Origin of the sequence: Streptomyces sp. NPDC058195 (genome assembly GCF_042883525.1) — a bacterium.
Classification (GTDB): domain Bacteria; phylum Actinomycetota; class Actinomycetes; order Streptomycetales; family Streptomycetaceae; genus Streptomyces.
The window spans coordinates 24486-47739 of sequence record NZ_JBHVVM010000009.1 but is presented as its reverse complement, the minus strand read 5'-3'; the positions used below and the strand labels follow the sequence as shown (position 1 = coordinate 47739).

The 23254-nt window shown below is 70.7% G+C and carries 27 protein-coding genes, 4 tRNA genes and 1 pseudogene; 23 read left to right on the top strand and 9 right to left on the bottom strand.

What is annotated here, in order from left to right:
• The first annotated feature begins 13 nt into the window (after positions 1-13).
• From ACFVWY_RS13810 to htpX, 4 genes are all read left to right on the top strand, one after another.
• Positions 14-1561: a NuoM family protein gene (locus ACFVWY_RS13810; RefSeq protein ID WP_389871412.1), complete on the top strand. Its 1548-nt coding sequence runs from the start codon at positions 14-16 to the stop codon at positions 1559-1561.
• A complete protein-coding gene (locus ACFVWY_RS13805; protein ID WP_389871030.1) occupies positions 1558-3183 on the top strand; it encodes an NADH-quinone oxidoreductase subunit N in 1626 nt (541 codons plus the stop codon). The genes ACFVWY_RS13810 and ACFVWY_RS13805 overlap by 4 nt, the downstream gene beginning before the upstream one ends.
• Positions 3184-3279: 96 nt before the next feature.
• Positions 3280-3741 carry a large conductance mechanosensitive channel protein MscL gene (gene mscL, locus ACFVWY_RS13800; RefSeq protein WP_389871027.1) on the top strand — a complete coding sequence of 154 codons (462 nt, stop codon included), beginning with the start codon at positions 3280-3282 and terminating at the stop codon, positions 3739-3741.
• A 177-nt stretch (positions 3742-3918) separates the two neighbouring features.
• Positions 3919-4782, top strand: a complete 864-nt coding sequence (htpX, locus tag ACFVWY_RS13795) for a zinc metalloprotease HtpX (RefSeq protein WP_389871025.1) — start codon at positions 3919-3921, stop codon at positions 4780-4782.
• 18 nt (positions 4783-4800) lie between these two features.
• Here htpX and ACFVWY_RS13790 read toward each other — a convergent pair whose 3' ends face one another.
• The gene (locus ACFVWY_RS13790) at positions 4801-5202 is read right to left on the bottom strand and encodes a YccF domain-containing protein (protein ID WP_389871022.1); all 402 of its coding nucleotides are present in this window, start codon (positions 5200-5202) and stop codon (positions 4801-4803) included.
• 247 nt (positions 5203-5449) lie between these two features.
• Between ACFVWY_RS13790 and ACFVWY_RS13785 the strand changes: the two genes are divergently transcribed.
• The gene (locus tag ACFVWY_RS13785; protein WP_389871019.1) at positions 5450-5722 is read left to right on the top strand and encodes a GlsB/YeaQ/YmgE family stress response membrane protein; all 273 of its coding nucleotides are present in this window, start codon (positions 5450-5452) and stop codon (positions 5720-5722) included.
• Here the strand turns inward: ACFVWY_RS13785 and ACFVWY_RS13780 are convergent.
• The 3 genes from ACFVWY_RS13780 to ACFVWY_RS13770 form a co-directional block, all read right to left on the bottom strand.
• A complete protein-coding gene (locus tag ACFVWY_RS13780; protein WP_389871018.1) occupies positions 5683-6384 on the bottom strand; it encodes an alpha-ketoglutarate-dependent dioxygenase AlkB family protein in 702 nt (233 codons plus the stop codon). The genes ACFVWY_RS13785 and ACFVWY_RS13780 overlap by 40 nt on opposite strands.
• A 1-nt stretch (position 6385) precedes the next feature.
• On the bottom strand, positions 6386-6886 hold the full coding sequence (locus ACFVWY_RS13775; protein WP_389871015.1) for a methylated-DNA--[protein]-cysteine S-methyltransferase: 501 nt from the start codon (positions 6884-6886) through the stop codon (positions 6386-6388).
• A gap of 450 nt (positions 6887-7336) precedes the next feature.
• Positions 7337-7825 carry a YajQ family cyclic di-GMP-binding protein gene (locus ACFVWY_RS13770; RefSeq protein ID WP_389871013.1) on the bottom strand — a complete coding sequence of 163 codons (489 nt, stop codon included), beginning with the start codon at positions 7823-7825 and terminating at the stop codon, positions 7337-7339.
• Between the two features lie 265 nt (positions 7826-8090).
• Between ACFVWY_RS13770 and ACFVWY_RS13765 the strand changes: the two genes are divergently transcribed.
• Together ACFVWY_RS13765 and ACFVWY_RS13760 are read left to right on the top strand one after the other, a co-directional pair.
• Positions 8091-8172, top strand: a tRNA-Tyr gene (locus ACFVWY_RS13765).
• Between the two features lie 87 nt (positions 8173-8259).
• Positions 8260-8709 carry a DUF523 domain-containing protein gene (locus ACFVWY_RS13760; RefSeq protein ID WP_389871011.1) on the top strand — a complete coding sequence of 150 codons (450 nt, stop codon included), beginning with the start codon at positions 8260-8262 and terminating at the stop codon, positions 8707-8709.
• Positions 8710-8713: 4 nt separating this feature from the next.
• Here the strand turns inward: ACFVWY_RS13760 and ACFVWY_RS13755 are convergent, their stop codons facing one another.
• Together ACFVWY_RS13755 and ACFVWY_RS13750 are read right to left on the bottom strand one after the other, a co-directional pair.
• Positions 8714-9370, bottom strand: coding sequence for an SDR family oxidoreductase (locus ACFVWY_RS13755; RefSeq protein WP_389871009.1), 657 nt, complete (start codon positions 9368-9370; stop codon positions 8714-8716).
• 34 nt (positions 9371-9404) lie between these two features.
• Positions 9405-10697, bottom strand: coding sequence for an amidohydrolase family protein (locus tag ACFVWY_RS13750; RefSeq protein ID WP_389871006.1), 1293 nt, complete (start codon positions 10695-10697; stop codon positions 9405-9407).
• A gap of 417 nt (positions 10698-11114) precedes the next feature.
• Here ACFVWY_RS13750 and ACFVWY_RS13745 point away from each other — a divergent pair.
• The 7 genes and pseudogenes from ACFVWY_RS13745 (at position 11115) to ACFVWY_RS13715 (ending at position 14084) form a co-directional block, all read left to right on the top strand.
• Positions 11115-11187 (top strand) — tRNA-Thr (locus tag ACFVWY_RS13745).
• A gap of 45 nt (positions 11188-11232) precedes the next feature.
• Positions 11233-11305: transfer RNA gene (locus ACFVWY_RS13740), tRNA-Met, on the top strand.
• An 88-nt stretch (positions 11306-11393) separates the two neighbouring features.
• Positions 11394-11558, top strand: a complete 165-nt coding sequence (rpmG, locus tag ACFVWY_RS13735; RefSeq protein WP_003956487.1) for a 50S ribosomal protein L33 — start codon at positions 11394-11396, stop codon at positions 11556-11558.
• A gap of 108 nt (positions 11559-11666) precedes the next feature.
• On the top strand, positions 11667-12119 hold the full coding sequence (locus ACFVWY_RS13730; protein ID WP_389871004.1) for a MaoC family dehydratase N-terminal domain-containing protein: 453 nt from the start codon (positions 11667-11669) through the stop codon (positions 12117-12119).
• The gene (locus ACFVWY_RS13725; RefSeq protein ID WP_389871003.1) at positions 12119-12547 is read left to right on the top strand and encodes a MaoC family dehydratase; all 429 of its coding nucleotides are present in this window, start codon (positions 12119-12121) and stop codon (positions 12545-12547) included. Before ACFVWY_RS13730 ends, ACFVWY_RS13725 begins: the two co-directional genes overlap by 1 nt.
• A gap of 145 nt (positions 12548-12692) precedes the next feature.
• Positions 12693-12959, top strand: a pseudogene (locus tag ACFVWY_RS13720) (MFS transporter); the annotation flags it as partial.
• 69 nt (positions 12960-13028) lie between these two features.
• Entirely contained in the window at positions 13029-14084 is a 1056-nt protein-coding gene (locus ACFVWY_RS13715; protein WP_389871001.1) for a UDP-N-acetylmuramate dehydrogenase, read from the top strand.
• Positions 14085-14092: 8 nt separating this feature from the next.
• Here the strand turns inward: ACFVWY_RS13715 and ACFVWY_RS13710 are convergent, their stop codons facing one another.
• Positions 14093-14728, bottom strand: coding sequence for an NAD(P)-dependent oxidoreductase (locus ACFVWY_RS13710; RefSeq protein WP_389870999.1), 636 nt, complete (start codon positions 14726-14728; stop codon positions 14093-14095).
• Positions 14729-14814: 86 nt separating this feature from the next.
• On the opposite strand from ACFVWY_RS13710, the gene ACFVWY_RS13705 reads away from it, so the two are divergent.
• Entirely contained in the window at positions 14815-15420 is a 606-nt protein-coding gene (locus ACFVWY_RS13705) for a TetR/AcrR family transcriptional regulator (protein WP_389870998.1), read from the top strand.
• Positions 15421-15440: 20 nt separating this feature from the next.
• On the opposite strand, the gene ACFVWY_RS13700 is transcribed toward ACFVWY_RS13705, so the two are convergent.
• Both ACFVWY_RS13700 and ACFVWY_RS13695 read right to left on the bottom strand, forming a co-directional pair.
• Positions 15441-16463: an adenosine deaminase gene (locus tag ACFVWY_RS13700; RefSeq protein WP_389870996.1), complete on the bottom strand. Its 1023-nt coding sequence runs from the start codon at positions 16461-16463 to the stop codon at positions 15441-15443.
• 122 nt (positions 16464-16585) lie between these two features.
• Positions 16586-17812 (bottom strand): pyridoxal phosphate-dependent aminotransferase, encoded by a 1227-nt coding sequence (locus ACFVWY_RS13695; protein ID WP_389870993.1) that lies wholly within the window; start codon positions 17810-17812, stop codon positions 16586-16588.
• 225 nt (positions 17813-18037) lie between these two features.
• Between ACFVWY_RS13695 and ACFVWY_RS13690 the strand changes: the two genes are divergently transcribed.
• The 8 genes from ACFVWY_RS13690 to rplL all read left to right on the top strand — a co-directional run bounded on the left by ACFVWY_RS13690 (position 18038) and on the right by rplL (position 23215).
• Positions 18038-18110: transfer RNA gene (locus ACFVWY_RS13690), tRNA-Trp, on the top strand.
• 106 nt (positions 18111-18216) lie between these two features.
• On the top strand, positions 18217-18504 hold the full coding sequence (gene secE, locus ACFVWY_RS13685) for a preprotein translocase subunit SecE (RefSeq protein WP_366294730.1): 288 nt from the start codon (positions 18217-18219) through the stop codon (positions 18502-18504).
• Between the two features lie 73 nt (positions 18505-18577).
• Positions 18578-19423 (top strand): transcription termination/antitermination protein NusG, encoded by an 846-nt coding sequence (gene nusG, locus ACFVWY_RS13680; protein ID WP_389870990.1) that lies wholly within the window; start codon positions 18578-18580, stop codon positions 19421-19423.
• Positions 19424-19599: 176 nt separating this feature from the next.
• The gene (rplK, locus tag ACFVWY_RS13675) at positions 19600-20034 is read left to right on the top strand and encodes a 50S ribosomal protein L11 (protein WP_006126872.1); all 435 of its coding nucleotides are present in this window, start codon (positions 19600-19602) and stop codon (positions 20032-20034) included.
• An 81-nt stretch (positions 20035-20115) separates the two neighbouring features.
• A complete protein-coding gene (gene rplA, locus ACFVWY_RS13670) occupies positions 20116-20838 on the top strand; it encodes a 50S ribosomal protein L1 (protein ID WP_389870988.1) in 723 nt (240 codons plus the stop codon).
• A 162-nt stretch (positions 20839-21000) separates the two neighbouring features.
• Positions 21001-21915, top strand: a complete 915-nt coding sequence (locus ACFVWY_RS13665; RefSeq protein WP_389870986.1) for a hypothetical protein — start codon at positions 21001-21003, stop codon at positions 21913-21915.
• Between the two features lie 274 nt (positions 21916-22189).
• Positions 22190-22720 carry a 50S ribosomal protein L10 gene (rplJ, locus tag ACFVWY_RS13660; RefSeq protein ID WP_389870984.1) on the top strand — a complete coding sequence of 177 codons (531 nt, stop codon included), beginning with the start codon at positions 22190-22192 and terminating at the stop codon, positions 22718-22720.
• Between the two features lie 111 nt (positions 22721-22831).
• A complete protein-coding gene (gene rplL, locus ACFVWY_RS13655) occupies positions 22832-23215 on the top strand; it encodes a 50S ribosomal protein L7/L12 (RefSeq protein ID WP_389870981.1) in 384 nt (127 codons plus the stop codon).
• Positions 23216-23254: the final 39 nt, after the last annotated feature.

The following is a 23254-nucleotide window of genomic DNA, read 5'->3' as shown; positions in this document are numbered from 1 at the left end:
CAGTGAATCCGTGATGCAGTTCCTTCTCGCGTTCGTCGTCGGTATCCCGCTCCTCGGCGCCGCGGCCGCCCTGCTCCCGGCCCCGCCCGGACTGAAGGGAACCAGCCCCGACCAGGCCGTGCTCCGCCACGGTGTGACCGTCACCGGGGCCGTTCTCCTCGCCGCGCTCGTCCTCGCCGCGGGCTTCGACCACGCCCACCCCTCGACGATGCAGGCCACCACCGACATCAGCTGGATCCCGGCGCTCGACGTCCGCATCCACCTCGGCATCGACGGCATCTCGCTCCCCCTTCTCGTGCTGACCGCGCTGCTGGCCTTCCTCTGCGCGCTCCACAGCTACTTCAAGCCCCCCGCGGGCCCCTCCCCGAAGGCCTTCGTCGCCCTCCTGCTCCTCCTGGAGGCCGGCACCCTCGCGACCTTCGCCGTCCTCGACCTGATGCTGTTCTTCCTCGCGTTCGAGACGGTGCTCGTCCCGATGTACTTCCTCATCGCCCGCTGGGGCGGTGCCGGACGGCAGGCCGCCGCCTGGAAGTTCATCCTCTACACCCTGCTCGGCTCGGTCGTCATGCTGCTCGGTCTGCTCCTGATCGGGCTGAAGAGCGGCACCTTCGACATGGTGGCACTCGCCACTGACAACGGCCGCGGTCTCACCTCGTCCGTGCAGGTCATCGCCGTTCTGGCGATCGGGATCGGGCTCGCGGTGAAGACCCCGATGTGGCCGCTGCACAGCTGGCTGCCGGATGCCCACACCGCCGCCCCCACCGTCGGTTCCGTCCTGCTCGCGGGCGTCCTGCTGAAGATGGGCACGTACGGATTCGTCCGCATCCTGCTCCCCGTCGCACCCGACGGGATGCACACCTTCGCGCCCTACCTCGCCGCCTTCGCCGTGGTCGGTGTCATCTACGGATCGCTGGCCTGCCTCGCCCTGGTCCGCCCCGGTTCCAAGGGCGACCTCAAGCGCCTGATCGCGTACTCCTCCGTCGGACACATGGGCTTCGTGCTCCTCGGCATCGCGAGCATGACCCCCACCGGAGTCAACGGCGCGCTCTTCGCCAACATCGCCCATGGCCTCATCACCGGCCTGCTGTTCTTCCTGGTCGGCGCCATCAAGGACCGGTACGGAACCGCAGACCTCGACACCCTCTCCGGTGCCACCGGAGCCGCGCTCTACGGCCGGGCCCCCCGCCTCGGCGGCCTCCTCGCCTTCGCCGCCGTCGCCTCCCTCGGACTGCCCGGTCTGGCCGGCTTCTGGGGCGAGATGCTCGCGCTGTTCGGCGCCTTCGACCCCGCCGACGGTCTCAGCAGGCCCGCCTTCCTCACCTTCATGGCGATCGCCGCGTTCGGCACCCTGCTCACCGCCGCGTACATGCTCATGGTCGTACGCCGGATCTGCATGGGTGAGAAGCGCGAGGAGCCGCCGCTCGCCGACGTCCGGACGTACGAGTTCGCCGCCTGGACCCCGCTCGTCGGGCTCACCGTTCTCGCCGGTCTGTGGCCCGCCGTTCTCCTCGGACTCACCGACCCGGCCGTGCAGAAGCTCCTCGCAGGAGGCAAGTCGTGACCACCGCCGCCGTCACCCCGGGTGTCGTCACCGCGGCCGGGAACACCGCCGATCTCGTGCAGTCCGTCGACTGGCTCGCGATCGCACCCCCGGTCGTCGTCGCCGCCATGGCCCTCGTCGTCCTGATCGCCGACCTCTTCCTCCCCGGCCACCGCAAACCGCTGCTCGGTGCCCTGACCGCCGCCGGACTCGTCGCCGCCCTGGCCCTGCTGGTCCCGCTGCGCGCCGGTGACCGCTCCACCTTCTGCCTCACCGAGTCGGCCGCCGCCACCGCGGGCACCGCGTGCAGCTACACCGCCGACCACTTCGCCCTGGTCATCCAGGCCCTGGTGCTCGGCGGAGCCCTGCTCACCGCCCTGCTGTCGCTCGACGACACCCGCAAGCCGCCCGTGGGGGAGTACTGGTTCCTCCTGCTGTCCTCCGCGGCGGGCGCCGCCCTGCTGCCCGCGGCCCGCGACCTCGCGACCCTGGTCATCGCCCTCGAAGTCGCCTCGCTGCCCGCCTTCGCGCTCGTCGGCATCAAGCGCGGCGACCGGCGCTCCTCCGAAGCCGCGCTGAAGTTCTTCCTCTCCTCCGTCGTCGCCACCGCCGTCATGCTGCTCGGCGTCAGCTTCGTGTACGCGAGCACCGGCACCCTGCACCTCACCGAGATCGCCGCCCGCCTCGACAACGTGCCCGGCCAGCTCGACACCCTCGCCAAGGCGGGCGTCGCCCTCACCCTCGTCGGCTTCGCGTTCAAGACGGCCGCCGCGCCCTTCCACTTCTGGGTGCCCGACACCTACGTCGGCGCCCCGCTGCCGATCGCCGCGTACCTCTCGGTCGTCGGCAAGGCGGTCGGCTTCTCCGGCCTGATCCTCGTCACCGTGATCGCGTTCCCGGCGTACGCCGACGTCTGGGGACCGGCCGTCGCCGTCCTCGCCGCGCTCACCATGACCCTCGGCAACGTCGCCGCCCTGCGCCAGAGGGCCGACCGGGCGCGCAGCGCCGTACGCCTGCTCGCCTGGTCCTCCGTCGCCCAGGCGGGCTACCTCCTCGTGCCGATCGCCGCCGCCGCGTACTCCAGCGACGAGCACATCGGCTCCACCGTCGCGTACGCCGTCATGTACGCCGTCGTGAACCTCGGGGCTTTCGCGGTCGCCGCCCTGGTCGCCCGGACCAGCGCCGGGAACCGGCTCACCGACTACCGCGGCCTGTACGCCACCCGCCCGCTCGCCGCCCTGGCGATGGCCTTCTTCCTGCTCTGCCTGGCCGGACTTCCGCCCGGCATCATCGGCCTCTTCGCCAAGGTCACGGTCTTCTCCGCGGCCGTCGACGCCGGACTCGGCTGGCTCGCCGTCGTCATGGCCGTCAACGTGGTGATCGCGCTCTACTACTACCTCCAGTGGACCGCGGCACTCTTCCGTGCCCCGGAACCGGCCCCGGCCCGCACCCCGGCCGCCGACCGCGACGCCACCACCGCCGAGTCCGCCGGAACCCCGGCGGACCCCGCCGCACCCACCCCCACCAGGCACGCCGTCCCGGCCCCGCTCGCCGCTGTGATCGTGCTCACCACCGCGGGCGGTGTGCTGCTCTCCGGCATCCCGCAGGCGGCCCTCCGGTTCGCCGCGGTCAGTCTCTTCTGACCTCCTGAAGATCGGTTTGCCCGGGAAGCCCCGCACAGGGCATGGTCTTGCCCGCACATCCCCCACACGGACGCATTTCCCAGAGGAGCAAGAGCGGTGCTGAACGGGTTCAAGGACTTCATCCTGCGCGGAAACATCATCTCCATGGCCATCGGTCTGGCCGTCGGAGCGGCGTTCACCGCGGTCGTCACCGGATTCAGCACGGCCTTCATCACCCCGCTGATCGGCCTCGCCACCGGCTCCGTCGGTGACTTCAGCTCGGCCCAGTTCACGGTCGAGGGCGCCATCTTCCCGTACGGGAAGTTCCTCGCCGCCGCCATCGCGTTCCTGATCACCGCCGCCGTCCTCTACTTCGGCGTCGTCGTGCCCATGTCGAAGGTCCAGGCCCGGTTCGCCAAGGCGGAGAAGGTCGACATCAAGGCCACCGTGCGCGACTGCCCCCGCTGCTACACCGAGATCCCGGCCATCGCCTCCCGCTGCGCCCACTGCACCAGCGAGATCAAGCCGGACGTCGACGCCCTGGAGGGCGCAGGGCTCCCGGTGCCCGCCCAGCGCTGACCCGTACGGCCCAGTGCCCGGTCCGGCCCGCAAGGGCCGGACAGGCCCTGTCCGGCGGTCGTACGGCCCCGGGGAACTCGCTCCTCCCGCCTGGCGTTGACCCGTACGGGAGGCTCCACTGGAAGTGGAGACCACCAGGCAAAGGGTTCCCCTGCCGCACCACTTGGAGGGCGTACCGTGCACCGCCGGCACAACGGGCTGAGAACCGCCGTACTCCTCGGGGGCCTGTCCGCACTCATCATCGTCATCGGAAGCTTCTTCGGACGTACGGGCCTGATCGTCGCGGTCCTCGTGGCCCTCGGCACCAACGCCTACGCGTACTGGAACAGCGACAAGCTGGCGCTGAGAGCGATGCGGGCCCGCCCGGTCAGCGAGTTCGAGGCCCCGCAGCTGTACCGGATGGTCCGCGAGCTCTCCACGGCCGCCCGGCAGCCCATGCCCCGGCTCTACATCTCCCCGACGCAGGCCCCCAACGCCTTCGCCACCGGCCGGAACCCGCGCAACGCCGCCGTCTGCTGCACCGAGGGCATCCTGCAGATCCTGGACGAGCGCGAGCTGCGCGGCGTACTGGGCCACGAGCTCAGCCATGTCTACAACCGCGACATCCTGATCTCGTCCATCGCCGGGGCGCTCGCCTCCGTCGTCATGTTCCTGGTCAACTTCGCCTGGCTGATCCCCGTGGGCCGGTCCGACAACGACGACGGCCCGGGGTTCCTCGGGATGCTGCTGATCATGATCCTCGGCCCGGTCGCGGCGTCCATCATCCAGCTCGCCGTCAGCCGGTCCCGCGAGTACGAGGCGGATGCCTCGGGTGCCCAGCTCACCGGCGACCCCCTGGCCCTGGCCAGCGCCCTGCGCAAACTCGAAGCAGGAACGAAACAGCTGCCGCTGCCCCCGGAGCCCAGGATCGAGACCGCGAGCCACATGATGATCGCGAACCCGTTCCGCCCCGGCCAGGGCGTGTCCAAGCTGTTCTCCACGCACCCGCCCATGGCGGAGCGGATCGCCCGGCTGGAGCGGATGGCGGGCCCCCGCGGCTGAGGGCCCGCCGTTCAGGGCTCAGCGGGCGCCGAAGGCCTCGTCGCTCGGGACCACGTCGCGGCCCAGCGGCATCAGCGAGATCGGGATCAGCTTCAGGTTCGCCCAGCCGAAGGGGATGCCGATGATCGACACGAACAGCGGGATGCTGGTGAGCAGGTGCCCCAGCGCCAGCCACCAGCCCGCGAAGACGAGCCAGATCACATTGCCGACGCAGGACGGCGCCCCCGCGTCCGGCCGCTCCACGGTCGTCCGGCCGAACGGCCACAGTACGTAACCGGCGATCCGCAGCGACGCGATGCCGAACGGGATCGTCACGATCAGCACGAAACAGATGAGTGCCGCGACGAGATAGCCGAGGGCCATCCAGAACCCGCAGAGCACCACCCAGAGGATGTTCAGGATCAGCTGTATGAGCTTCATGTCGCTCGCCTTCCGGGGATCGCCCGTTGTCGCTCCGATGGCCAGTATCGGCCCCGGCCGGGGCCAGGGGTAACCGGAGCGGTCCGTGAGAGGGTGACCGCCCCGGCCCCGGCCCGTGTGCCGGTGCCGTCCTTCACCAAGAACGCACGAAGGGCACCGCGCAGTTGCTCGTGCCGGGCACAGGCAACCAGCCCGTGATCACCGGCGTCCTGGATTCCAGGAACGAGTGATGGGTAGGTTCGCGCGCATGAGCATTATCGGATGGATCATTCTGGGCCTGGTGGCCGGTGTCATCGCCAAGGTCCTGCTGCCGGGGCGCGACCCGGGTGGCCTGGTCGGCACCACCCTGATCGGAATCGTCGGCGCCTTCCTCGGTGGCTGGATATCGTCGCGCTTCCTGGACCGCCCCATCGACAACGACTTCTTCGACATGGCCACCTGGATCGCCGCCATCGGCGGCTCCCTGGTCCTGCTGATCCTCTACCGCCTGCTGTTCGGGAACTCCCGCGAACGCCGCTGACGCCCGTCCCCGCCGAGCCCGGTCTCGCGCAGGGTGATGTTGAGCCGGCCGCGGCTCAGCCCCGTCGCGGGACCGGCCGTCCCCGGCCGCACCCTCGGCACCCCGTGGAAGGCGTAACGGGACGGCCCGCCGAAGACGAACAGGTCGCCCGAGGCCAGCTCCACGTCCGTATACGGCTTTCCGCGACGCTCCGGGTTGCCGAAGCGGAAGACACAGCTGTCGCCGATGCTGAGCGACACCACCGGAGCGCCCGAACGCTCCTCCTTGTCCTGGTGCATGCCCATATGTGCTGATCCGTCGTAGAAGTTGACGAGCGCCGCGTCCGGCGCGTACGCGGCCGGGCCCTCCTCCCCGTACGCCGCGGCCACCGCCTCGCGGCCCAGCTCCGCCAGCCAGTCGGGGAACGCGGCCACCCGGGCACCGTTCACGTCGTCGGCCGTGCGCGCGTACCGGTACGGCTGCCAGTGCCATCCCACGCAGACCGTCCGCACGGACATGACCCCGCCGCCCGGCAACGCCGTGTGCCGCAGCGGAACCGGCCCGCGCGCCCACTCCCGGCAGACCGCCACCAGCTCCCGCTGCCGCTCCACCGTGAGCCATTCGGGCACATGGACGGCGCCCGGCGCGACGACGGCCCGGGGACGGGGGAAGAGTCCGGTCATCTCAACGCACCGCCAACGCGCCTTCCAGCCCCAGCAGCAGCTCCTTGCGCTCCAGGCCGCCCGCGTACCCCCGCAGCGTCCCGTCGGCACCGATCACCCGGTGGCACGGCCGCACGACCAGCAGCGGATTGCGCCCGATCGCCGTCCCCACGGCCCGCACCCCGGCCCCCGGGGAACCGACGCGCTCGGCGATCTGCCCGTACGAGACGGTCTCCCCGTACGGGACGGTCTCCAGCGCGGCCCACACACGGCGCTGGAAGTCGGTGCCCGCACCGTCCGCGTACGTGATGTCGAAGCGTGTCAGCCGTCCCGCGAAGTACTCCCGCAACTGGGCGGCGACCGGCTCGAAGGCCGCAGGCGCGTGTGTCCAGCCGTCCCGGACCGTCGCGCCGCCCTTCTGGCCGGGCAGCGAGAGCGAGGCGAGCGCCACCCCGTCACCGGTCTCCTCGCCGACCAGCAGCAGTGCGCCCAGCGGGCTGTCGACCGTCGCGTACATGGTCATGACGCGTCCCCTTCTCGTGCGGTGTGCCCGGGTCCGGCGGAAGCCGTCGCCCGATGCGGACAAGTCTGCGCTCCTCCCGCCGATCGGACCGGCGGATTTCGGACATCGCCTCCGGGTGGGGCCGCGGCTCGGACCCCGTCGCCCGGTCACCGGCGGTTCCGCGCCGGAACGGCGGCGGGCGCGCGTTCAGCCTGCCCGGCGCCGCGCGCGGTGGGCGGTACGGGTGCGGGACTGCTCGCCGCCCTGCTCGGGCGCCGGGGCCTGCGCCGTCACCCGCCCGGCCCGCGCTCCGCTGATCCGGCCCGGCCGGCCACCGCCCGCCCCGCCCCCGCGCGTCTCCTCCTGGGGCGGGGCCGGGCGGCTACGCGCTCGCGCGCGGGAAAACGCGACGGGGGCCGCCGCCGGGACCGTCCCCGGCGATGTGCCCCCGTCGCGTTCTGTCCGGTCAGCTCACCGGTAGTTCACGTACTGCAGCGCGAAGTCGAAGTCCTGGCCCTTCAGCAGCGCCTGCACGGCCTGGAGGTCGTCCCGGCTCTTCGAGCTGACCCGCAGCTCGTCGCCCTGGACCTGCGCCTTGACGCCCTTCGGGCCCTCGTCGCGGATGATCTTCGCCACCTTCTTGGCGTTCTCCTGGGAGATGCCCTCCTGGATGGTGGCGGAGATCTTGTACTCCTTGCCGGACAGCTGGGGCTCGCCCGCGTCCAGCGACTTCAGCGAGATGCCGCGCTTGATCAGCTTGGACTGGAAGATGTCGAGGATCGCCTTGACCCGCTCCTCGCCGTTCGCCGCCATCAGGATCTTCTCGCCGGACCAGGCGATCGAGGCGTCGGTGCCCTTGAAGTCGTAACGCTGCGAGATTTCCTTGGCGGCCTGGTTGAGGGCGTTGTCGACCTCCTGCCGCTCGACCTTCGAGACGATGTCGAAACTGGAGTCGGCCATGACGTGTGGCTCCTTGGATCGGGGTTCCGGGAAACGAGGCGCATCGGATGCGCACGGACGGCATGCGTACGTACGGACCGCGGTGGGCCTGCTCGGCCCGCGCCGCGGTCAAAGCCTAGCCATCCCCGCCCGGTGGGGCCGCTGACCAATCCGCTGACCGATCCGCTGATCAATCCGGTGGCGAAGCACCCCTGGGCATCGGGTATCGTTTACGTCGTTGCCAGGGAGCACCGCCGAAAAGCGGTTCTCGAAGGCAGCGAACCCCGGCGGTGTGCCCGAGTGGCCAAAGGGAGCAGACTGTAAATCTGCCGGCTCAGCCTACCCAGGTTCGAACCCTGGCGCCGCCACATCGAAAGGCCCTTGTCCTAGGACAAGGGCCTTCTTTGTTTCTGTCGCGGAGTATCCGCGAGTCTCTGCCGCGAAGGGCCGCGACGATGGAATCCGTACTGGTCAGCGCCTGCCTGCGTGGTGTGCCCTGCCGTTTCGACGGCCGGGCCAAGGACTCGCCCGCGATGGCCGGAGCCCTCGGCGACCGCCGCCCGGTCGCCTTCTGCCCCGAGGTCTCCGCCGGGCTCTCCACCCCGCGCCGCCCCGCCGAGATCGTCGGCGGGGACGGCCATGACGTACTGGACGGCCGCGCCCGCGTGGTCGACGACACCGGGCACGACGTGACGGCGGAGTTCGTGGACGGCGCGGAACGGGCGCTGGCGGCCGCGCGGCGGGCCGGATGCACCGAGGCGCTGCTGATGGCCCGCAGCCCCTCCTGCGGGCACGGAGCGGTCTACGACGGTACGTTCACGGGCACGCTCCGCGCGGGCGACGGCGTCACCGCCGCGCTGCTGGAGCGCCACGGCATCGCCGTACGCCCGGCGCCGTCCGCCTGAGGGGTCAGTTCCCCGCGACGCCCTTCACCGCGACCGACACCGGTACGTTCCCGCCGATCAGCTCCAGCGTCAGCCCCGCCGTCGCCGGGGTGTCCAGCAGTTCCAGCAGCGCCACGGCCACATCGTCGCGCGGCACCGGGCCGCGGCCGGTCGAAGCGGCCAGCAGGACCATGCCCTTGCCCGCGTCGTTGGTCAGCATGCCGGGGCGCAGGATCGTCCAGTCGAGCGCTGTCCGGGAGCGCACGTCCGCGTCCGCCGCGCCCTTGGCCCGCAGATACGCGTCGAAGACCTCGTCCCCCCGGTGGCCGGGGTCGGCGCCCATCGACGAGACCACGATGTAGCGCCGTACGCCCGCCCGCTCGGCCGCGTCGGCGAACAGCACCGCCGCCCCGCGGTCCACCGTCTCCTTGCGGTCCGCGCCGCTGTCCGGTCCCGCACCGGCCGCGAAGACCGCCGCGTCGGCGCCGTCCAGCACCCGCGCCACCTCCTCCACGGAGGCGGATTCGAGATCCAGGACCACCGGTTCGGCCCCCGCCGCCCGGAGGTCCTCGGCCTGGGCCGGATTGCGGATGACGCCCACGGCTTCGTCCCCGCGCGCGGCGAGCAGCCGCTCCAGCCGCAGCGCGATCTGACCATGTCCACCTGCGATGACAATGCGCATGGTCACGACCGTACGCCGGGACGGGCCGCCGCGCTCAGGGCCCGCCGGAGGGGCCGTGATCGGGTCTTCCCTGGCGGGGCAGACCGAGGCCGACGACGGTCTCGGAGTCGCAGTACTCGCGCACCGCGCTCGTCCGCGCCACCACCCGGCCCTGGTGCACCACGATCCGGCTGTACGCGAGCGAGAGCACGCCCGGCAGCCCCTCCCCGCGCACCGCCAGCAGCTCGGCGGGGAACCCCGCCTCGACGCGCACACCGGGCAGCCCCATCACCGCCCGGGACACCGAGGAGACCGCCCCGTACGCCTCCCCTGGCGGTAACCCGTGCTGCGAGGCCAGCAGGTAGGCGGCCTCCAGGGGGTCGCCCCGCCCCACTGGGTTCGCCAGGTCCCGCAGCGCTCCGCTCCCCGCGGCGACCCGCACCCCGGCCGACCGCAGCAGCCGCACCGGCGCGCTGCCCCGGCCCTCGGTGCCGCAGCAGCCGCCCTGGGGGAGGCAGATCACCGTCACCCCGGCCGCGGCCAGCTGGTCGGCGGCGCGCCCCGCCGCCTGCGCGGGGAGCCGGGCCAGGCCCGCGCAGGGCCCCAACGAGACACCGGGACGCAGCCCTCCCGCCATGGCGGCCAGCCGGGCGAGCCGGGCCGGATCGTCACCGTCCGTGTGCAGATCGACGGGGCAGCCCTGCTCGGCGGCGACCTCCAGGACGGCCTCCGCGTACCCCGCCGGGTCCGGGTCGAGGTCCGGGCAGCCGCCGACCGCGCCGGCGCCCATCTTCACCGCGTCGCGCAGCATCGCCAGGTTCCCGGCGCCCGCGACGCCGGTGAGCAGCCGGGGCACGGCGACCGGGGTCAGTTCGGCCAGCCCGCGCAGCGAGCGGCGGGCCTGCAGCACGGCTTCGAGCCCGGCGAGGCCCTGGACGTCCCCGATCCGGACGTGCGAGCGCAGCGCGGTGGCTCCGTGGCCGAGCTGGAGCAGGGCGGCCTCGGTGGCGCGGCGGCGGATGTCCTCCGGGCGGTGCGGGGCCGGTCCCGGGACGCCGGGGCCCGCGCCGTCGGCGGTGAGCGCGGTGTCGCTGTGGGCGTGGGGCTCGGCGGGGGCGGGGAGCAGCAGATAGCCCCGCAGGTCCAGCCGGGGGCCGGAGGTGGCCAGGCTGTCCGCCGTGCCGACGGCCTCGATGCGGCCACCGCCCAGCCGTACGTCCACGACGCGGCCGTCGGCGAGGCGGGCACCGCAGAGCACCGGGCCGGTCCCGGCCGGGGAGGTGCCGTGGGGGCCACCGGGCGGGTCGGCGGCCCGGTCGTCCGGCTGCCACGGCTGGCTGTCGGGCATCGCGCTCCAGAAGGCGAAGGAGGAAGGCGGAGAAGGGAAGGCGGAGGGGCAAAGGTCGGGGGGCGAAAGGGGAGGGGCGAAAGGGGAGGGTGCGGGGGAAGCAAGAGAAGAGCGGACAAGATCACGCAGAGTGGGACGAGCCTAGGGGCGTGTCCGGCCCGGTTCGAGGAGGAGCGAAATAGTCGTACCGGTGCGGCTGGGAGGCGCGCGCGGGGCGGAGGCGCGCCACTGGGGCGGCGCTGGCCGGAGCGGGTGAAGCCCTGCTCAGAGAGCCGGAAGGCGGTCCTCGGGTGCCACAGGAGCGGCCGGAAAGCCCGTGGGGCGCGGGATCGGCGGGGTGCGTGCCGGGGTCGCCGGAGGGCGCCCGGAAACGGATTTGGGCGATCGGCGACAGACCGTGTAATGTCTTCCTCGCTCGCCCCAATAGCTCAGTCGGTAGAGCGTCTCCATGGTAAGGAGAAGGTCTGCGGTTCGATTCCGCATTGGGGCTCTGGTGATCGAGAACCCCCGCTTCGGCGGGGGGAATCGTCATCAAAGCGGTGTAGCTCAGTCGGTAGAGCAAGCGGCTCATAATCGCTGTGTCACCGGTTCAAGTCCGGTCACCGCTACTTACGGTAGCCGATTGCGGGGTCGGTCCTTCGATCGGCTACTCTTCTTTGCGTTCATCCGTCCGTCTGTCCGTCAAGGAGCACTCACGTGGCTGCCACCGACGTCCGCCCGAAGATCACGCTGGCCTGCGTGGAGTGCAAGGAGCGGAACTACATCACCAAGAAGAACCGGCGTAACAACCCGGACCGTCTTGAGATGAAGAAGCATTGCCCGCGCTGCAACTCGCACACAGCGCACCGCGAAACGCGCTGAATCAGGCTCGTACACGAGGCCGTCCCCTTTGGGGGGCGGCCTCGTGTCGTTGTATGAAGGCTTTTCTGTCTTTGGCCTGTTCAACTTTCACCAGGAGGTAGCGAGCCCATGGCGCTCGACCAGTCCTTCGTGGGGCGGACCTATCCGCCCACCCCGCCGTACGAGGTCGGCCGGGAGAAGATCCGCGAGTTCGCCGAGGCGGTGGGCGATACGAATCCGGCGTACGTCGACCCCGAGGCCGCCAAGGCGCTCGGCCACAGCGATGTGATCGCCCCGCCGACCTTCGTGTTCTCCATCACGTTCAAGGCCGCCGGACAGGTCATCCACGACCCGCAGCTGGGCCTGGACTACGACCGGGTGGTGCACGGCGACCAGAAGTTCAGTTACGTCCGCCCCGTCCGGGCGGGGGACCGGCTGACGGTCACCTCGACCATCGAGGCCATCAAGTCCCTGGCGGGCAACGACATCGTGGACGTCCGGGGCGAGGTCCACGACGAGTCGGGCGAGCACGTGGTGACCGCGTGGACGAAGCTGGTGGCGCGCGCCGCCGAGGAGGCGTGATGACGGCGAAGGTCGCATACGAGTCGGTCGAGGTCGGTACGGAGCTGCCGGCGCAGTCCTTCCCGGTGACCCGGGCGGCGCTGGTGCAGTACGCGGGTGCCTCCGGTGACTTCAACCCGATCCACTGGAACGAGAGGTTCGCCCGCGAGGTCGGGCTGCCGGACGTGATCGCGCACGGCATGTTCACCATGGCCGAGGCGATCCGGGTGGTCACGGACTGGACCGGTGACCCGGGTGCGGTCGTCGAGTACGGCGTGCGGTTCACCAAGCCGGTCGTCGTGCCGGATGACGGCAACGGCGCCCTGATCGAGGTCAGCGCCAAGGTCGCCGCCCTGCTGGACGACAAGCGGGTGCGCGTGGACCTCACGGCCATGAGCGAGGGCCGGAAGGTGCTGGGCATGTCCCGCGCCGTGGTGCGGCTCGCCTGAGGCCGTGGAGCACGAGGGACGAGGGGCGCGGTCCACGGGGGCCGTGCCCCTCACCTCTGCGGCCGGGCGGCTGACCACGTCAGTGAGGGGAGCAGGGCATCGCCTCCGGCACCGACAACGCCCTGTGCGAGGTCGGCGCCAGTGAGGGGAGCAGGGCATTGCCTCCGGCACTGACAACGCCCTGTGCGAGGTCGGCGGCGCCCTCGGGGCCGCCGGGTTCGCCTCGGTCTTCTCCGCGCAGGGCGGCCACGTGTCGGCCCGGTCCTTCACGGACGGCACCGTGCCGGCGGTCTGGACCGGTGCCGCGACGGTGGCCCTGGCCGTTCTCGCCGCCCTGCTGATCCCCCGCGGCCGAGGGCCCGGGGCCCCGCAGGCCGTGGTGACGGGGAAGCGGGCACCGGCCGCCGCCTGAGCCCCGGTCCGTACGCACCGGTCCGTGCCCCGCCCGAGCGGTGGGGGCGCGGACCGTACCCTTGTCCCCGTGCAGGAACTCCATGACGCGCCCCTCGCCCCGCTGACCACCTTCCGGCTGGGCGGCCCCGCCACCCGCCTCCTCACGGCGACGACCGACGACGAGGTGATCGCCGCCGTCCGGGAAGCCGACGGGAACGGCACCCCGCTGCTCGTCATCGGCGGCGGCAGCAACCTGGTCATCGGCGACAAGGGCTTCGACGGCACCGCCCTGCGCATCGCCACCCAGGGCTTCGCACTGCACGGCACGAGCCTGGAGCTCGCCGCCGGTGAGGTCTGGACGGACGCCGTGGCCCGCACCGTCGACGCGGGACTCGCGGGGATCGAGTGCCTGGCCGGAATCCCCGGATCCGCGGGGGCCACGCCGATCCAGAACGTCGGCGCGTACGGCCAGGAGGTCTCCTCCACCATGACGGAGGTCGTCGCCTATGACCGCCGGACCGGGGAAACGGTCACCCTCCCGAACGCCGACTGCGCTTTCTCGTACCGGCACAGTCGTTTCAAGGCCGAACCCGACCGCTTCGTGGTGCTGCGTGTCCGCTTCGAGCTGGAGGACGCGGGCGGCCTCTCCGCGCCGCTGAAGTACGCGGAGACGGCCCGGGTCATGGGCGTCGAGCAGGGCGAGCGGGTGCCCGCGGCGGCGGCCCGCGAGACGGTGCTCAGGCTCCGCGCGGGCAAGGGCATGGTGCTGGACCCGCAGGACCACGACACCTGGTCGGCGGGCTCCTTCTTCACCAACCCGATCCTCGACGAGACGGCGTACGGGAACTTCCTCGCCCGGGTCGCCGACCGGCTCGGCCCCGAGGCCGCGCCCCCCGCCTTCCCCGCGGACGGGGGGCACGTCAAGACCTCGGCGGCCTGGCTCATCGACCGGGCCGGTTTCACCAAGGGCTACGGCACAGGTCCGGCGCGCATCTCCACCAAGCACACCCTCGCCCTCACCAACCGGGGCGAGGCGAGCACCGAGGACCTCCTCGCGCTCGCCCGCGAGGTCGTCGCCGGGGTCCACGAGGCGTTCGGCGTCACGCTCGTCAACGAACCGGTGACGGTCGGCGTGAGCCTGTAGAGCGCCGCTCAGTACGCCACGCCGACGCCCTGCGTCACCGCCGCGCCTTCGTCGGCCAGTGCCAGCATCGCGTGTGCCGCGTCGGCCCGGGAAATCGTCCGGCCGCGGCGCGGGAAACCACCGACGACCGTGCGGTACTTCCCGGTCAGCGGCCCATGGGTGAGCTTCGGCGGCCGTACCGACGTCCAGTCCGTCGCGCTCCGCGCCAGCGCGGCCTCCATCCGTGCCAGATCCGCGTAGACCTCCTTGAGGGCCGCCCCGACGACCGTGCGGGCCAGCCGGTCCGGCAGCGGGTCGTCGGCCGGACGGGGGTCGACCGGAGCGGCGCTGACCACCACCAGCCGCCGTGTCCCCGTCGCCTCCATCGCCGCCAGCACGGAGCCGGTGAGCCGCTCGGCGACCCCGTCCGCCTTCCGGCCGCGCGAGCCGAGACCGGAGAGCACCACGTCCCGGCCCTCGACCGCCTCGCGCAGCGCCTCCGGATCGTCCAGCCGTGGCTTCGTGCACACCCGCACCCCGCGGAGCGGTACGGCCAGCCGCGCCGGATCGCGGACCACCGCCGTCACTTCGTGCCCCGCCGCCACCGCCTGGCGGACGAGCTCCCGCCCGACACCGCCCGTCGCACCGAACACCGTGATCCTCATCGCGCACCCTCCCGGGTGAGTAAGTATTCACTCACCCCTAGGGTGAGTGGGCACTCACCACCCCGTCAAGAACCTTGGGAGAGGCCATGGAGCAGAAACCGGCCCGCGTCCGGATCATCGACGCCGCCCACCGGCTGATGCTCACCATCGGCCTGGCCCGTGCCACGACCAAGGAGATCGCCCGCGAGGCCGGCTGCTCGGAGGCCGCGCTCTACAAGCACTTCGCGAGCAAGGAGGAGCTGTTCGTGACCGTGCTCACGGAACGGCTGCCCCGGCTCACCCCGCTCCTGAAGCAGCTCCTGCTCTCGCCGGGGGCGGGGGAGCGGACCGTCGAGGAGAACCTCACCGAGATCGCCCGCCGGGCGGCTCTCTTCTACGAGCAGAGCTTCCCGATCGTCGCCTCGCTCTACGCCGACCCCCGCCTCAAGGAACGCCACGACGCGGCGATGCGGGAGCTCGGCACCGGCCCGCACATGCCGATCCGCGGTCTGGACGCCTATCTGCGCTCCGAACAGGCCGCCGGACGGGTGCGGGCCGACGCGGACACCTACGCGGCCGCCTCGCTGCTGATGGGGGCCTGCGCGCAACGGGCGTTCGCCTACGAGGCCCTGGAGGACGGGCGGCCCCCGCAGCCGCTCGACGCGTTCGCCGCGTCCCTGGCCCGGGTCCTGATGGGCGGCATCGCGGTGTGACGGGCCGTAGGGGGCCGGGCTCAGCCCTCGGGCTGAGCCAGCCAGGCGTCAACGCCCGCCAGAAGCTCCTCCCGCACCGCCGCCGGGGCGGCCGAACCCCGCACCGACTGCCGGGCCAGCTCTGCCAGCTCCTCGTCCGTGAACGCGTGGTGGCGGCGTACGAGCTCGTACTGCGCGGCCAGCCGGGAGCCGAAGAGCAGCGGGTCGTCCGCGCCCAGCGCCATCGGCACCCCGGCGTCGAACAGGACACGCAGAGGGACGTCGGCGGGCTTCTCGTACACGCCCAGCGCCACGTTCGACGCCGGGCAGACCTCACAGGTCACCTGGCGTTCCGCCAGCCTGCGCAGCAGCCGGGGGTCCTCGGCGGCCCGCACACCGTGCCCGACCCGGACCGCTTCGAGGTCGTCCAGGCAGTCCCGCACGCTGGAGGGGCCCGAGAGCTCGCCGCCGTGCGGCGCGGCCAGCAGACCGCCCTCGCGGGCGATGGCGAAGGCCCGGTCGAAGTCCCGGGCCATCCCGCGGCGCTCGTCGTTGGAGAGCCCGAAACCGACCACGCCCCGGTCCGCGTACCGCACCGCGAGCCGGGCGAGCGTGCGGGCGTCCAGCGGGTGCTTCATCCGGTTCGCCGCGATCACCACCCGGATCGGCAGCCCCGTGTCCCGCGACGCGCCGTCCACCGCGTCCAGGATGATCTCGATCGCCGGGATCAGCCCGCCGAGCAGCGGGGCGTAGGAGGTGGGGTCGACCTGGATCTCCAGCCACCCGGAGCCGTCCGCGACGTCCTCCTGGGCCGTCTCGCGCACGAGCCGCCGGATGTCCTCCGGCTCCCGCAGGCACGAGCGGGCGATGTCGTAGAGCCGCTGGAAGCGGAACCAGCCGCGCTCGTCCGTGGCCCGCAGTTCGGGCGGCTCGCCGCTGGTCAGCGCGTCCGGCAGACGGACGCCGTACTTGTCGGCGAGTTCGAGCAGGGTCGTTGGCCGCATCGACCCGGTGAAATGCAGGTGCAGGTGGGCCTTGGGCAACAGCCGTACATCACGCTCCATCCCCGGATCCTGCCGTATCCGCGGGGTCCGGTGGTAGCTGGTCCGCGAATCGGGGGTGAACCCCGAACAAACGAGCGGCCCCCGGCCGGAGCCGGGGGCCGCTTCCGCGGACGGGTGAGGCGTTACGCCGTGGCCTCGGCGAGCAGCCGCTGGATGCGCGTGACGCCCTCGACCAGGTCGTCGTCGCCCAGGGCGTAGGACAGCCGCAGGTAACCCGGCGTACCGAAGGCCTCGCCCGGCACGACCGCGACCTCGGCCTCGTCCAGGATCAGCGCCGCCAGCTCGACCGAGGTGGCCGGGCGCCGGCCACGGATCTCCTTGCCGAGCAGCTCCTTCACCGAGGGGTACGCGTAGAACGCGCCCTCGGGCTCGGGGCAGAACACCCCGTCGATCTCGTTGAGCATCCGGACGATGGTCTGCCGCCGCCGGTCGAAGGCGGTGCGCATCTCGGCGACCGCGTCCAGGTTCCCGGAGACGGCGGCCAGCGCGGCGACCTGGGCCACGTTGGAGACGTTGGACGTGGCGTGCGACTGAAGGTTGGTCGCGGCCTTGATCACGTCCTTCGGGCCGATCACCCAGCCCACCCGCCAGCCGGTCATCGCATACGTCTTGGCGACCCCGTTGACCACGACGCACTTGTCGCGCAGTTCGGGCACGATCGCGGGCAGCGAGGTGAACTTCGCGTCGCCGTAGACCAGGTGCTCGTAGATCTCGTCGGTCAGCACCCACAGGCCGTGCTCGACGGCCCAGCGGCCGATCGCCTCGGCATCGGCCTCGCTGTACACGGCCCCGGTCGGGTTCGAGGGGGAGACGAACAGGACGACCTTGGTGCGCTCCGTGCGCGCCGCCTCCAGCTGCTCGACGGAGACCCGGTAGCCGGTCGTCTCGTCGGCCACGACCTCCACCGGCACACCGCCCGCCAGCCGGATCGACTCCGGGTAGGTGGTCCAGTACGGCGCGGGGACGATGACCTCGTCGCCCGGGTCGAGGATCGCGGCGAACGCCTCGTAGATGGCCTGCTTGCCGCCGTTGGTCACCAGGATCTGGGAGGCGTCGACCTCGTACCCCGAGTCGCGCAGCGTCTTCTCCGCGATGGCGGCCTTGAGCTCCGGGAGGCCCCCCGCCGGGGTGTAGCGGTGGTACTTGGGGTTGCGGCAGGCCTCGACCGCGGCGTCGACGATGTAGCCGGGCGTCGGGAAGTCGGGCTCACCGGCCCCGAAGCCGATCACCGGACGGCCAGCGGCCTTGAGGGCCTTGGCCTTGGCGTCGACGGCGAGGGTGGCGGACTCGGAGATTGCAGCGATGCGGGCGGAGACCCGGCGCTCGGAGGGGGAGGTAGCAGCGCTCATGGCCCCCATGGTCCCAGACCGTGATCCCTGTCGGCGCAAGGGTTTCAGGGTCCGGACACCGCCCGGACAGCATGCGGACAGGATCCGACCAGGAGTTGTCCGGAGCTATCTGTTCGACGCGGGGCCGTTGAGCACGTACACTCACCTGTCGTTGGCCTTCACCAGCCGCACCGTTCCTGCACCGGGACCATCCGGGAAGATGCGGTAGGTTGGTGGAAACCACAAAGGGTCGTAGCTCAATTGGTAGAGCACTGGTCTCCAAAACCAGCGGTTGGGGGTTCAAGTCCCTCCGGCCCTGCTACACACTCCTTCGCCAGGATGTGTGCGCATGTACGTACTTCAATGCACCGCCGTGCGGCTCCACCGGGCGCGGCACGGCCACGACCCGGAATCAGGTGAGAAGCGTGACGGACGCCGTGGGCTCCATCGACATGCCTGATGCCGAGGATGAAGTACCCGAGTCGAAGAAGAAGGCCCGGAAGGGCGGAAAGCGCGGAAAGAAGGGCCCTCTGGGCCGCCTCGCGCTGTTTTACCGCCAGATCATCGCCGAGCTGCGCAAGGTCGTCTGGCCGTCTCGCAGCCAGCTGACGACGTACACCACTGTGGTGATTGCTTTCGTCGTCGTCATGATCGGCCTGGTGACCGTGATTGACTTCGGATTCCAGCGGGTCATCAAGTACGTCTTCGGCTGATCCCGCGGAGGGCGCCTCATGGGCGCCCCTTTCGCATGTTCCACCCATTTGTATCCAGGAAGAAGCAGCCACCGTGTCTGACCCGAACCTGAACGACGCCGTTGAGCCGACGGCGGGCGCCTTCGAGTCCGCCGAGGACGAGCTCGACATCGTCGAGGCGGCGGACGCCGAGGAGCCGGACCAGGCCGAAGCTGCCGACGCCGCCGCGGGCGAGCCCGCCGAGGAAGCCGCTCTGCACGTCGAGGACGCCGAAGAGGCGGAGGACGCAGAAGAGGCGGAGGAGGCCGAGGAGGCCGCCCCCGTCGACGCCGTCACGGCGCTGCGCGAGGAACTGCGCGGCCTGCCCGGCGAGTGGTACGTCATTCACACGTACGCCGGTTACGAGAAGCGTGTGAAGGCCAACCTGGAGCAGCGCGCCGTCTCGCTCAACGTCGAGGACTTCATCTACCAGGCCGAGGTGCCCGAGGAAGAGATCGTCCAGATCAAGAACGGTGAGCGCAAGAACGTCCGTCAGAACAAGCTCCCGGGCTACGTCCTGGTGCGCATGGACCTGACGAACGAGTCCTGGGGCGTCGTCCGCAACACCCCCGGTGTCACCGGCTTCGTGGGCAACGCCTACGACCCGTACCCGCTGACGCTGGACGAGATCGTCAAGATGCTCGCCCCGGAGGCCGAGGAGAAGGCCGCCCGCGAGGCCGCCGAGGCCGAGGGCAAGCCGGCTCCGGCCCGCAAGGTCGAGGTCCAGGTGCTCGACTTCGAGGTGGGCGACTCGGTCACCGTCACCGACGGTCCGTTCGCCACGCTCCAGGCGACGATCAACGAGATCAACGCCGACTCGAAGAAGGTCAAGGGCCTGGTCGAGATCTTCGGCCGCGAGACCCCGGTCGAGCTCAGCTTCGACCAGATCCAGAAGAACTGAAGCCCTTCCGGCGGATTCTGGACACATGCCTACCGAGCAGGTCAGACCGGCTGAGAAGCCCGTCTGACCTGCTCGGTTTTTGGTCGCGCAGCTATACCCGTTATCGTTGTGCGGTATGCCTCCATCCGGATGATCGGACGGCGGCGAAACACTCTCACTAGGACCCGGAGAGAGCAATGCCTCCCAAGAAGAAGAAGGTCACGGGGCTTATCAAGCTCCAGATCAACGCCGGTGCGGCGAACCCGGCCCCGCCGGTCGGCCCCGCGCTCGGTCAGCACGGCGTCAACATCATGGAGTTCTGCAAGGCCTACAACGCCGCGACCGAGTCGCAGCGTGGCATGGTCGTGCCGGTGGAGATCACGGTCTACGAGGACCGTTCCTTCACCTTCGTCACGAAGACTCCGCCGGCCGCCAAGCTGATCCTCAAGGCTGCGGGCGTGGAGAAGGGCTCCGGCGAGCCCCACAAGACCAAGGTCGCCAAGCTGACGGCTGCCCAGGTCCGTGAGATCGCCACGACGAAGCTCCCCGACCTGAACGCCAACGACCTCGACGCCGCGTCGAAGATCATCGCTGGCACCGCCCGTTCCATGGGCATCACGGTCGAAGGCTGAATCAGCCCCTCACGTCCTCAGTGGTAGGGCCAAGCGCTGGCCCGCACCACGACTCCACACTCTGAAACCACAGGAGCAGCAGTGAAGCGCAGCAAGAACCTCCGGGCTGCGGACGCCAAGGTCGACCGGGAGCGCCTCTACGCCCCGCTCGAGGCCGTCCGTCTCGCCAAGGAGACCGCGACCACGAAGTTCGACGGCACCGTCGAGGTCGCCTTCCGCCTGGGCGTCGACCCGCGCAAGGCCGACCAGATGGTCCGTGGCACCGTGAACCTCCCGCACGGCACCGGCAAGACCGCCCGGGTCCTGGTCTTCGCGACCGGTGACCGTGCTGCGGCCGCGGAAGCCGCGGGCGCCGACATCGTCGGCGCCGACGAGCTCATCGACGAGGTCGCCAAGGGCCGCCTGGACTTCGACGCCGTCGTCGCCACCCCGGACCTCATGGGCAAGGTCGGCCGCCTCGGCCGTGTGCTCGGTCCGCGTGGTCTGATGCCGAACCCGAAGACCGGCACCGTCACCCCCGATGTCGCCAAGGCTGTCACCGACATCAAGGGCGGCAAGATCGAGTTCCGCGTCGACAAGCACTCGAACCTGCACTTCATCATCGGCAAGGTCTCGTTCGACGAGACCAAGCTGGTGGAGAACTACGCAGCGGCGCTGGAGGAAGTCCTCCGTCTGAAGCCGTCCGCCGCCAAGGGCCGCTACATCAAGAAGGCCGCGCTGGCCACCACGATGGGCCCCGGCATCCCGCTGGACTCCAACCGCACCCGTAACCTCCTCGTCGAGGAGGACCCGGCCGCCGTCTGAGCCTTCCAGCTCGGCACCAGGCCGCGTCACGTGTGACAGGGACGGGCCCCGCAACCTTTCGAGGTGCGGGGCCCGTCCTCGTATGTGTGATGCCGAAGGGGGTGTCGGAGCCGTGCGTTAGCGTGAGGCCCCGACAGAGCCGAACGAGGGGTGGAAGCTGACATGAGGACCAGTACCGTGCGACGCGTGTGCCTGTCCGTGATGGCGGCGGCGGCGCTGACGTCGGTCGCGGCCTGCGGCGGATCGGACGACAGCGGCAAGAGCGCCGACCGGGGCACCGGCAAGGCCGGCGGCGTGGTGAAGACCGACCCGATCGCCGCACTGCGCAACGTGCAGAAGAAGACCGGCGGGGAGCGGTCGGCGAAGGTCGAGGGCACCACCCAGATGGGCACCATGATGTCCATGAAGCAGACCGGCGTGATCGACTGGTCCGACGGGCTCACCGGCGCCATGGAGATCACCTACACCGGCGGCAGCATGGCGGACGCCATGAAGCAGTCCGGCGGCGACGGCACGATGCAGGCCCGCTATTTCAAGGACGGCTACGTCGTCAACATGGGCGACGGCTTCGCGAAGCAGACCGGTGGCAAGCACTGGATCAGCTACAGCTACGCCGACCTGGCCACGATGGCGGGTGCCTCCGGCGAGGCGATGAAGCAGCAGATGCAGAACACCACCCCCGACCAGGGCGTGAAGTCTCTGCTGGCCTCCGGCGACGTGAAGAAGGTCGGCACGGAGGACGTACGCGGCGTCCAGACCACGCACTACTCCGGCACCATCGACGTCGCCGCGCTCACCACAAAGAACTCCGCGCTCGACGCCGGCCAGGTGGAGCAGCTGAAGAAGCAGTTCAGCGACGCGGGCATCACCACGGAGCAGGTCGACATCTGGGTCGACGCCAACGACCTGCTGGTCAAGAAGACCGAGCGCGGCCAGATGAAGACCGGTGAGCTCAACTCCACGGTGTACTACAGCGACTACGGGACGAAGGTCTCCGCCGGGAAGCCCCCGGCCGCCGACACGGTCGACTTCGCCGAGCTGCTGAAGCAGCAGCAGTCGGCGAGCGGCGCGTCCTGACGCTCCTGGTCCGCCCCCGGGCGGGACGATTTGCTCGGCGCGACCACGGTCGCGTACTCTCCTACAGAAGCCAAAGACCGCTGGTCGTCGCTGTGCTCTCGCAAGAGGGCCGGTGACCGAAGGATCCGTTGAGTACGGGCGACCTGCGCAGGTGACTGTGGAAAGCTCCCGGATCTCATTCGGTCGAGCTACGCCCTGGCGCCTGCGCCGGGGCGTTTCGTCTTTCCCGGCCCCTTCTGAGCGGTCCTCATCACCCGGAAGGAGGCCGACGCTCATGGCAAGGCCCGACAAGGCTGCCGCGGTAGCCGAGCTCGCGGACCAGTTCCGCAGCTCGAACGCCGCTGTGCTGACCGAGTACCGGGGTCTCACCGTGGCGCAGCTCAAGACGCTGCGTCGTTCGCTCGGTGAGAACGCCCAGTACGCCGTGGTGAAGAACACGCTGACCAAGATTGCGGCCAACGAGGCCGGGATCACCTCGCTCGACGACCAGTTCACTGGTCCGACGGCGGTTGCCTTCATCACCGGTGACCCGGTGGAGTCGGCGAAGGGTCTTCGTGACTTCGCCAAGGACAACCCGAACCTGATCATCAAGGGCGGTGTCCTTGATGGTGAGGCGCTGTCCGCTGATGAGATCAAGAAGCTTGCGGACCTCGAGTCCCGCGAGGTTCTGCTCAGCAAGCTGGCCGGTGCCTTCAAGGGCAAGCAGTCCCAGGCTGCTCAGCTCTTCCAGGCGCTGCCGTCGAAGTTCGTCCGCACCGCGGAGGCGCTTCGCGTCAAGCTCGACGAGCAGGGCGGTGCCGAGTAACTCGGCTCGCGCAATGACCGCCGCCCTTCAGGGAGACGGTCGCAGCGGGCCGAACGTACGCCCGCCTACATGTACATCCGGCACCTGCCGAATTAGTGGAAGGACGCCATCATGGCGAAGCTGTCCCAGGACGACCTGCTCGCGCAGTTCGAAGAGATGACCCTCATCGAGCTCGCCGGGTTCGTGAAGGCCTTCGAGGAGAAGTTCGACGTCACCGCCGCCGCGGCCGTCGCCGTTGCCGGTCCGGCCGGCACGGGTGCCGCTGCCGAGGCCGTTGAGGAGCAGGACGAGTTCGACGTCATCCTCACCGGTGCCGGCGACAAGAAGATCCAGGTCATCAAGGTCGTGCGTGAGCTGACCTCGCTGGGTCTGAAGGAGGCCAAGGACCTCGTCGACGGCACCCCGAAGCCGGTCCTCGAGAAGGTCGCCAAGGAGGCCGCCGAGAAGGCTGCCGAGTCCCTCAAGGCCGCCGGCGCTTCCGTCGAGGTCAAGTGACTCAGGGAGTCTTCTGACTCCTCCTGGCGCCCCGTGCCG

Coding starts and splice junctions, on each gene's coding strand:
- ACFVWY_RS13810 (WP_389871412.1), top strand. CDS start 14: ATGCAGTTCCTTCTCGCGTTCGTCGTCGGTATCCCGCTCCTCGGCGCC.
- ACFVWY_RS13790 (WP_389871022.1), bottom strand. CDS start 5,202: ATGAAGCTCATACAGCTGATCCTGAACATCCTCTGGGTGGTGCTCTGC.
- ACFVWY_RS13785 (WP_389871019.1), top strand. CDS start 5,450: ATGAGCATTATCGGATGGATCATTCTGGGCCTGGTGGCCGGTGTCATC.
- ACFVWY_RS13780 (WP_389871018.1), bottom strand. CDS start 6,384: ATGACCGGACTCTTCCCCCGTCCCCGGGCCGTCGTCGCGCCGGGCGCC.
- ACFVWY_RS13775 (WP_389871015.1), bottom strand. CDS start 6,886: ATGACCATGTACGCGACGGTCGACAGCCCGCTGGGCGCACTGCTGCTG.
- ACFVWY_RS13770 (WP_389871013.1), bottom strand. CDS start 7,825: ATGGCCGACTCCAGTTTCGACATCGTCTCGAAGGTCGAGCGGCAGGAG.
- ACFVWY_RS13760 (WP_389871011.1), top strand. CDS start 8,260: ATGGAATCCGTACTGGTCAGCGCCTGCCTGCGTGGTGTGCCCTGCCGT.
- ACFVWY_RS13755 (WP_389871009.1), bottom strand. CDS start 9,370: ATGCGCATTGTCATCGCAGGTGGACATGGTCAGATCGCGCTGCGGCTG.
- ACFVWY_RS13750 (WP_389871006.1), bottom strand. CDS start 10,697: ATGCCCGACAGCCAGCCGTGGCAGCCGGACGACCGGGCCGCCGACCCG.
- ACFVWY_RS13730 (WP_389871004.1), top strand. CDS start 11,667: ATGGCGCTCGACCAGTCCTTCGTGGGGCGGACCTATCCGCCCACCCCG.
- ACFVWY_RS13725 (WP_389871003.1), top strand. CDS start 12,119: ATGACGGCGAAGGTCGCATACGAGTCGGTCGAGGTCGGTACGGAGCTG.
- ACFVWY_RS13710 (WP_389870999.1), bottom strand. CDS start 14,728: ATGAGGATCACGGTGTTCGGTGCGACGGGCGGTGTCGGGCGGGAGCTC.
- ACFVWY_RS13705 (WP_389870998.1), top strand. CDS start 14,815: ATGGAGCAGAAACCGGCCCGCGTCCGGATCATCGACGCCGCCCACCGG.
- ACFVWY_RS13700 (WP_389870996.1), bottom strand. CDS start 16,463: ATGGAGCGTGATGTACGGCTGTTGCCCAAGGCCCACCTGCACCTGCAT.
- ACFVWY_RS13695 (WP_389870993.1), bottom strand. CDS start 17,812: ATGAGCGCTGCTACCTCCCCCTCCGAGCGCCGGGTCTCCGCCCGCATC.
- rplK (WP_006126872.1), top strand. CDS start 19,600: ATGCCTCCCAAGAAGAAGAAGGTCACGGGGCTTATCAAGCTCCAGATC.
- ACFVWY_RS13665 (WP_389870986.1), top strand. CDS start 21,001: ATGAGGACCAGTACCGTGCGACGCGTGTGCCTGTCCGTGATGGCGGCG.
- rplJ (WP_389870984.1), top strand. CDS start 22,190: ATGGCAAGGCCCGACAAGGCTGCCGCGGTAGCCGAGCTCGCGGACCAG.
- rplL (WP_389870981.1), top strand. CDS start 22,832: ATGGCGAAGCTGTCCCAGGACGACCTGCTCGCGCAGTTCGAAGAGATG.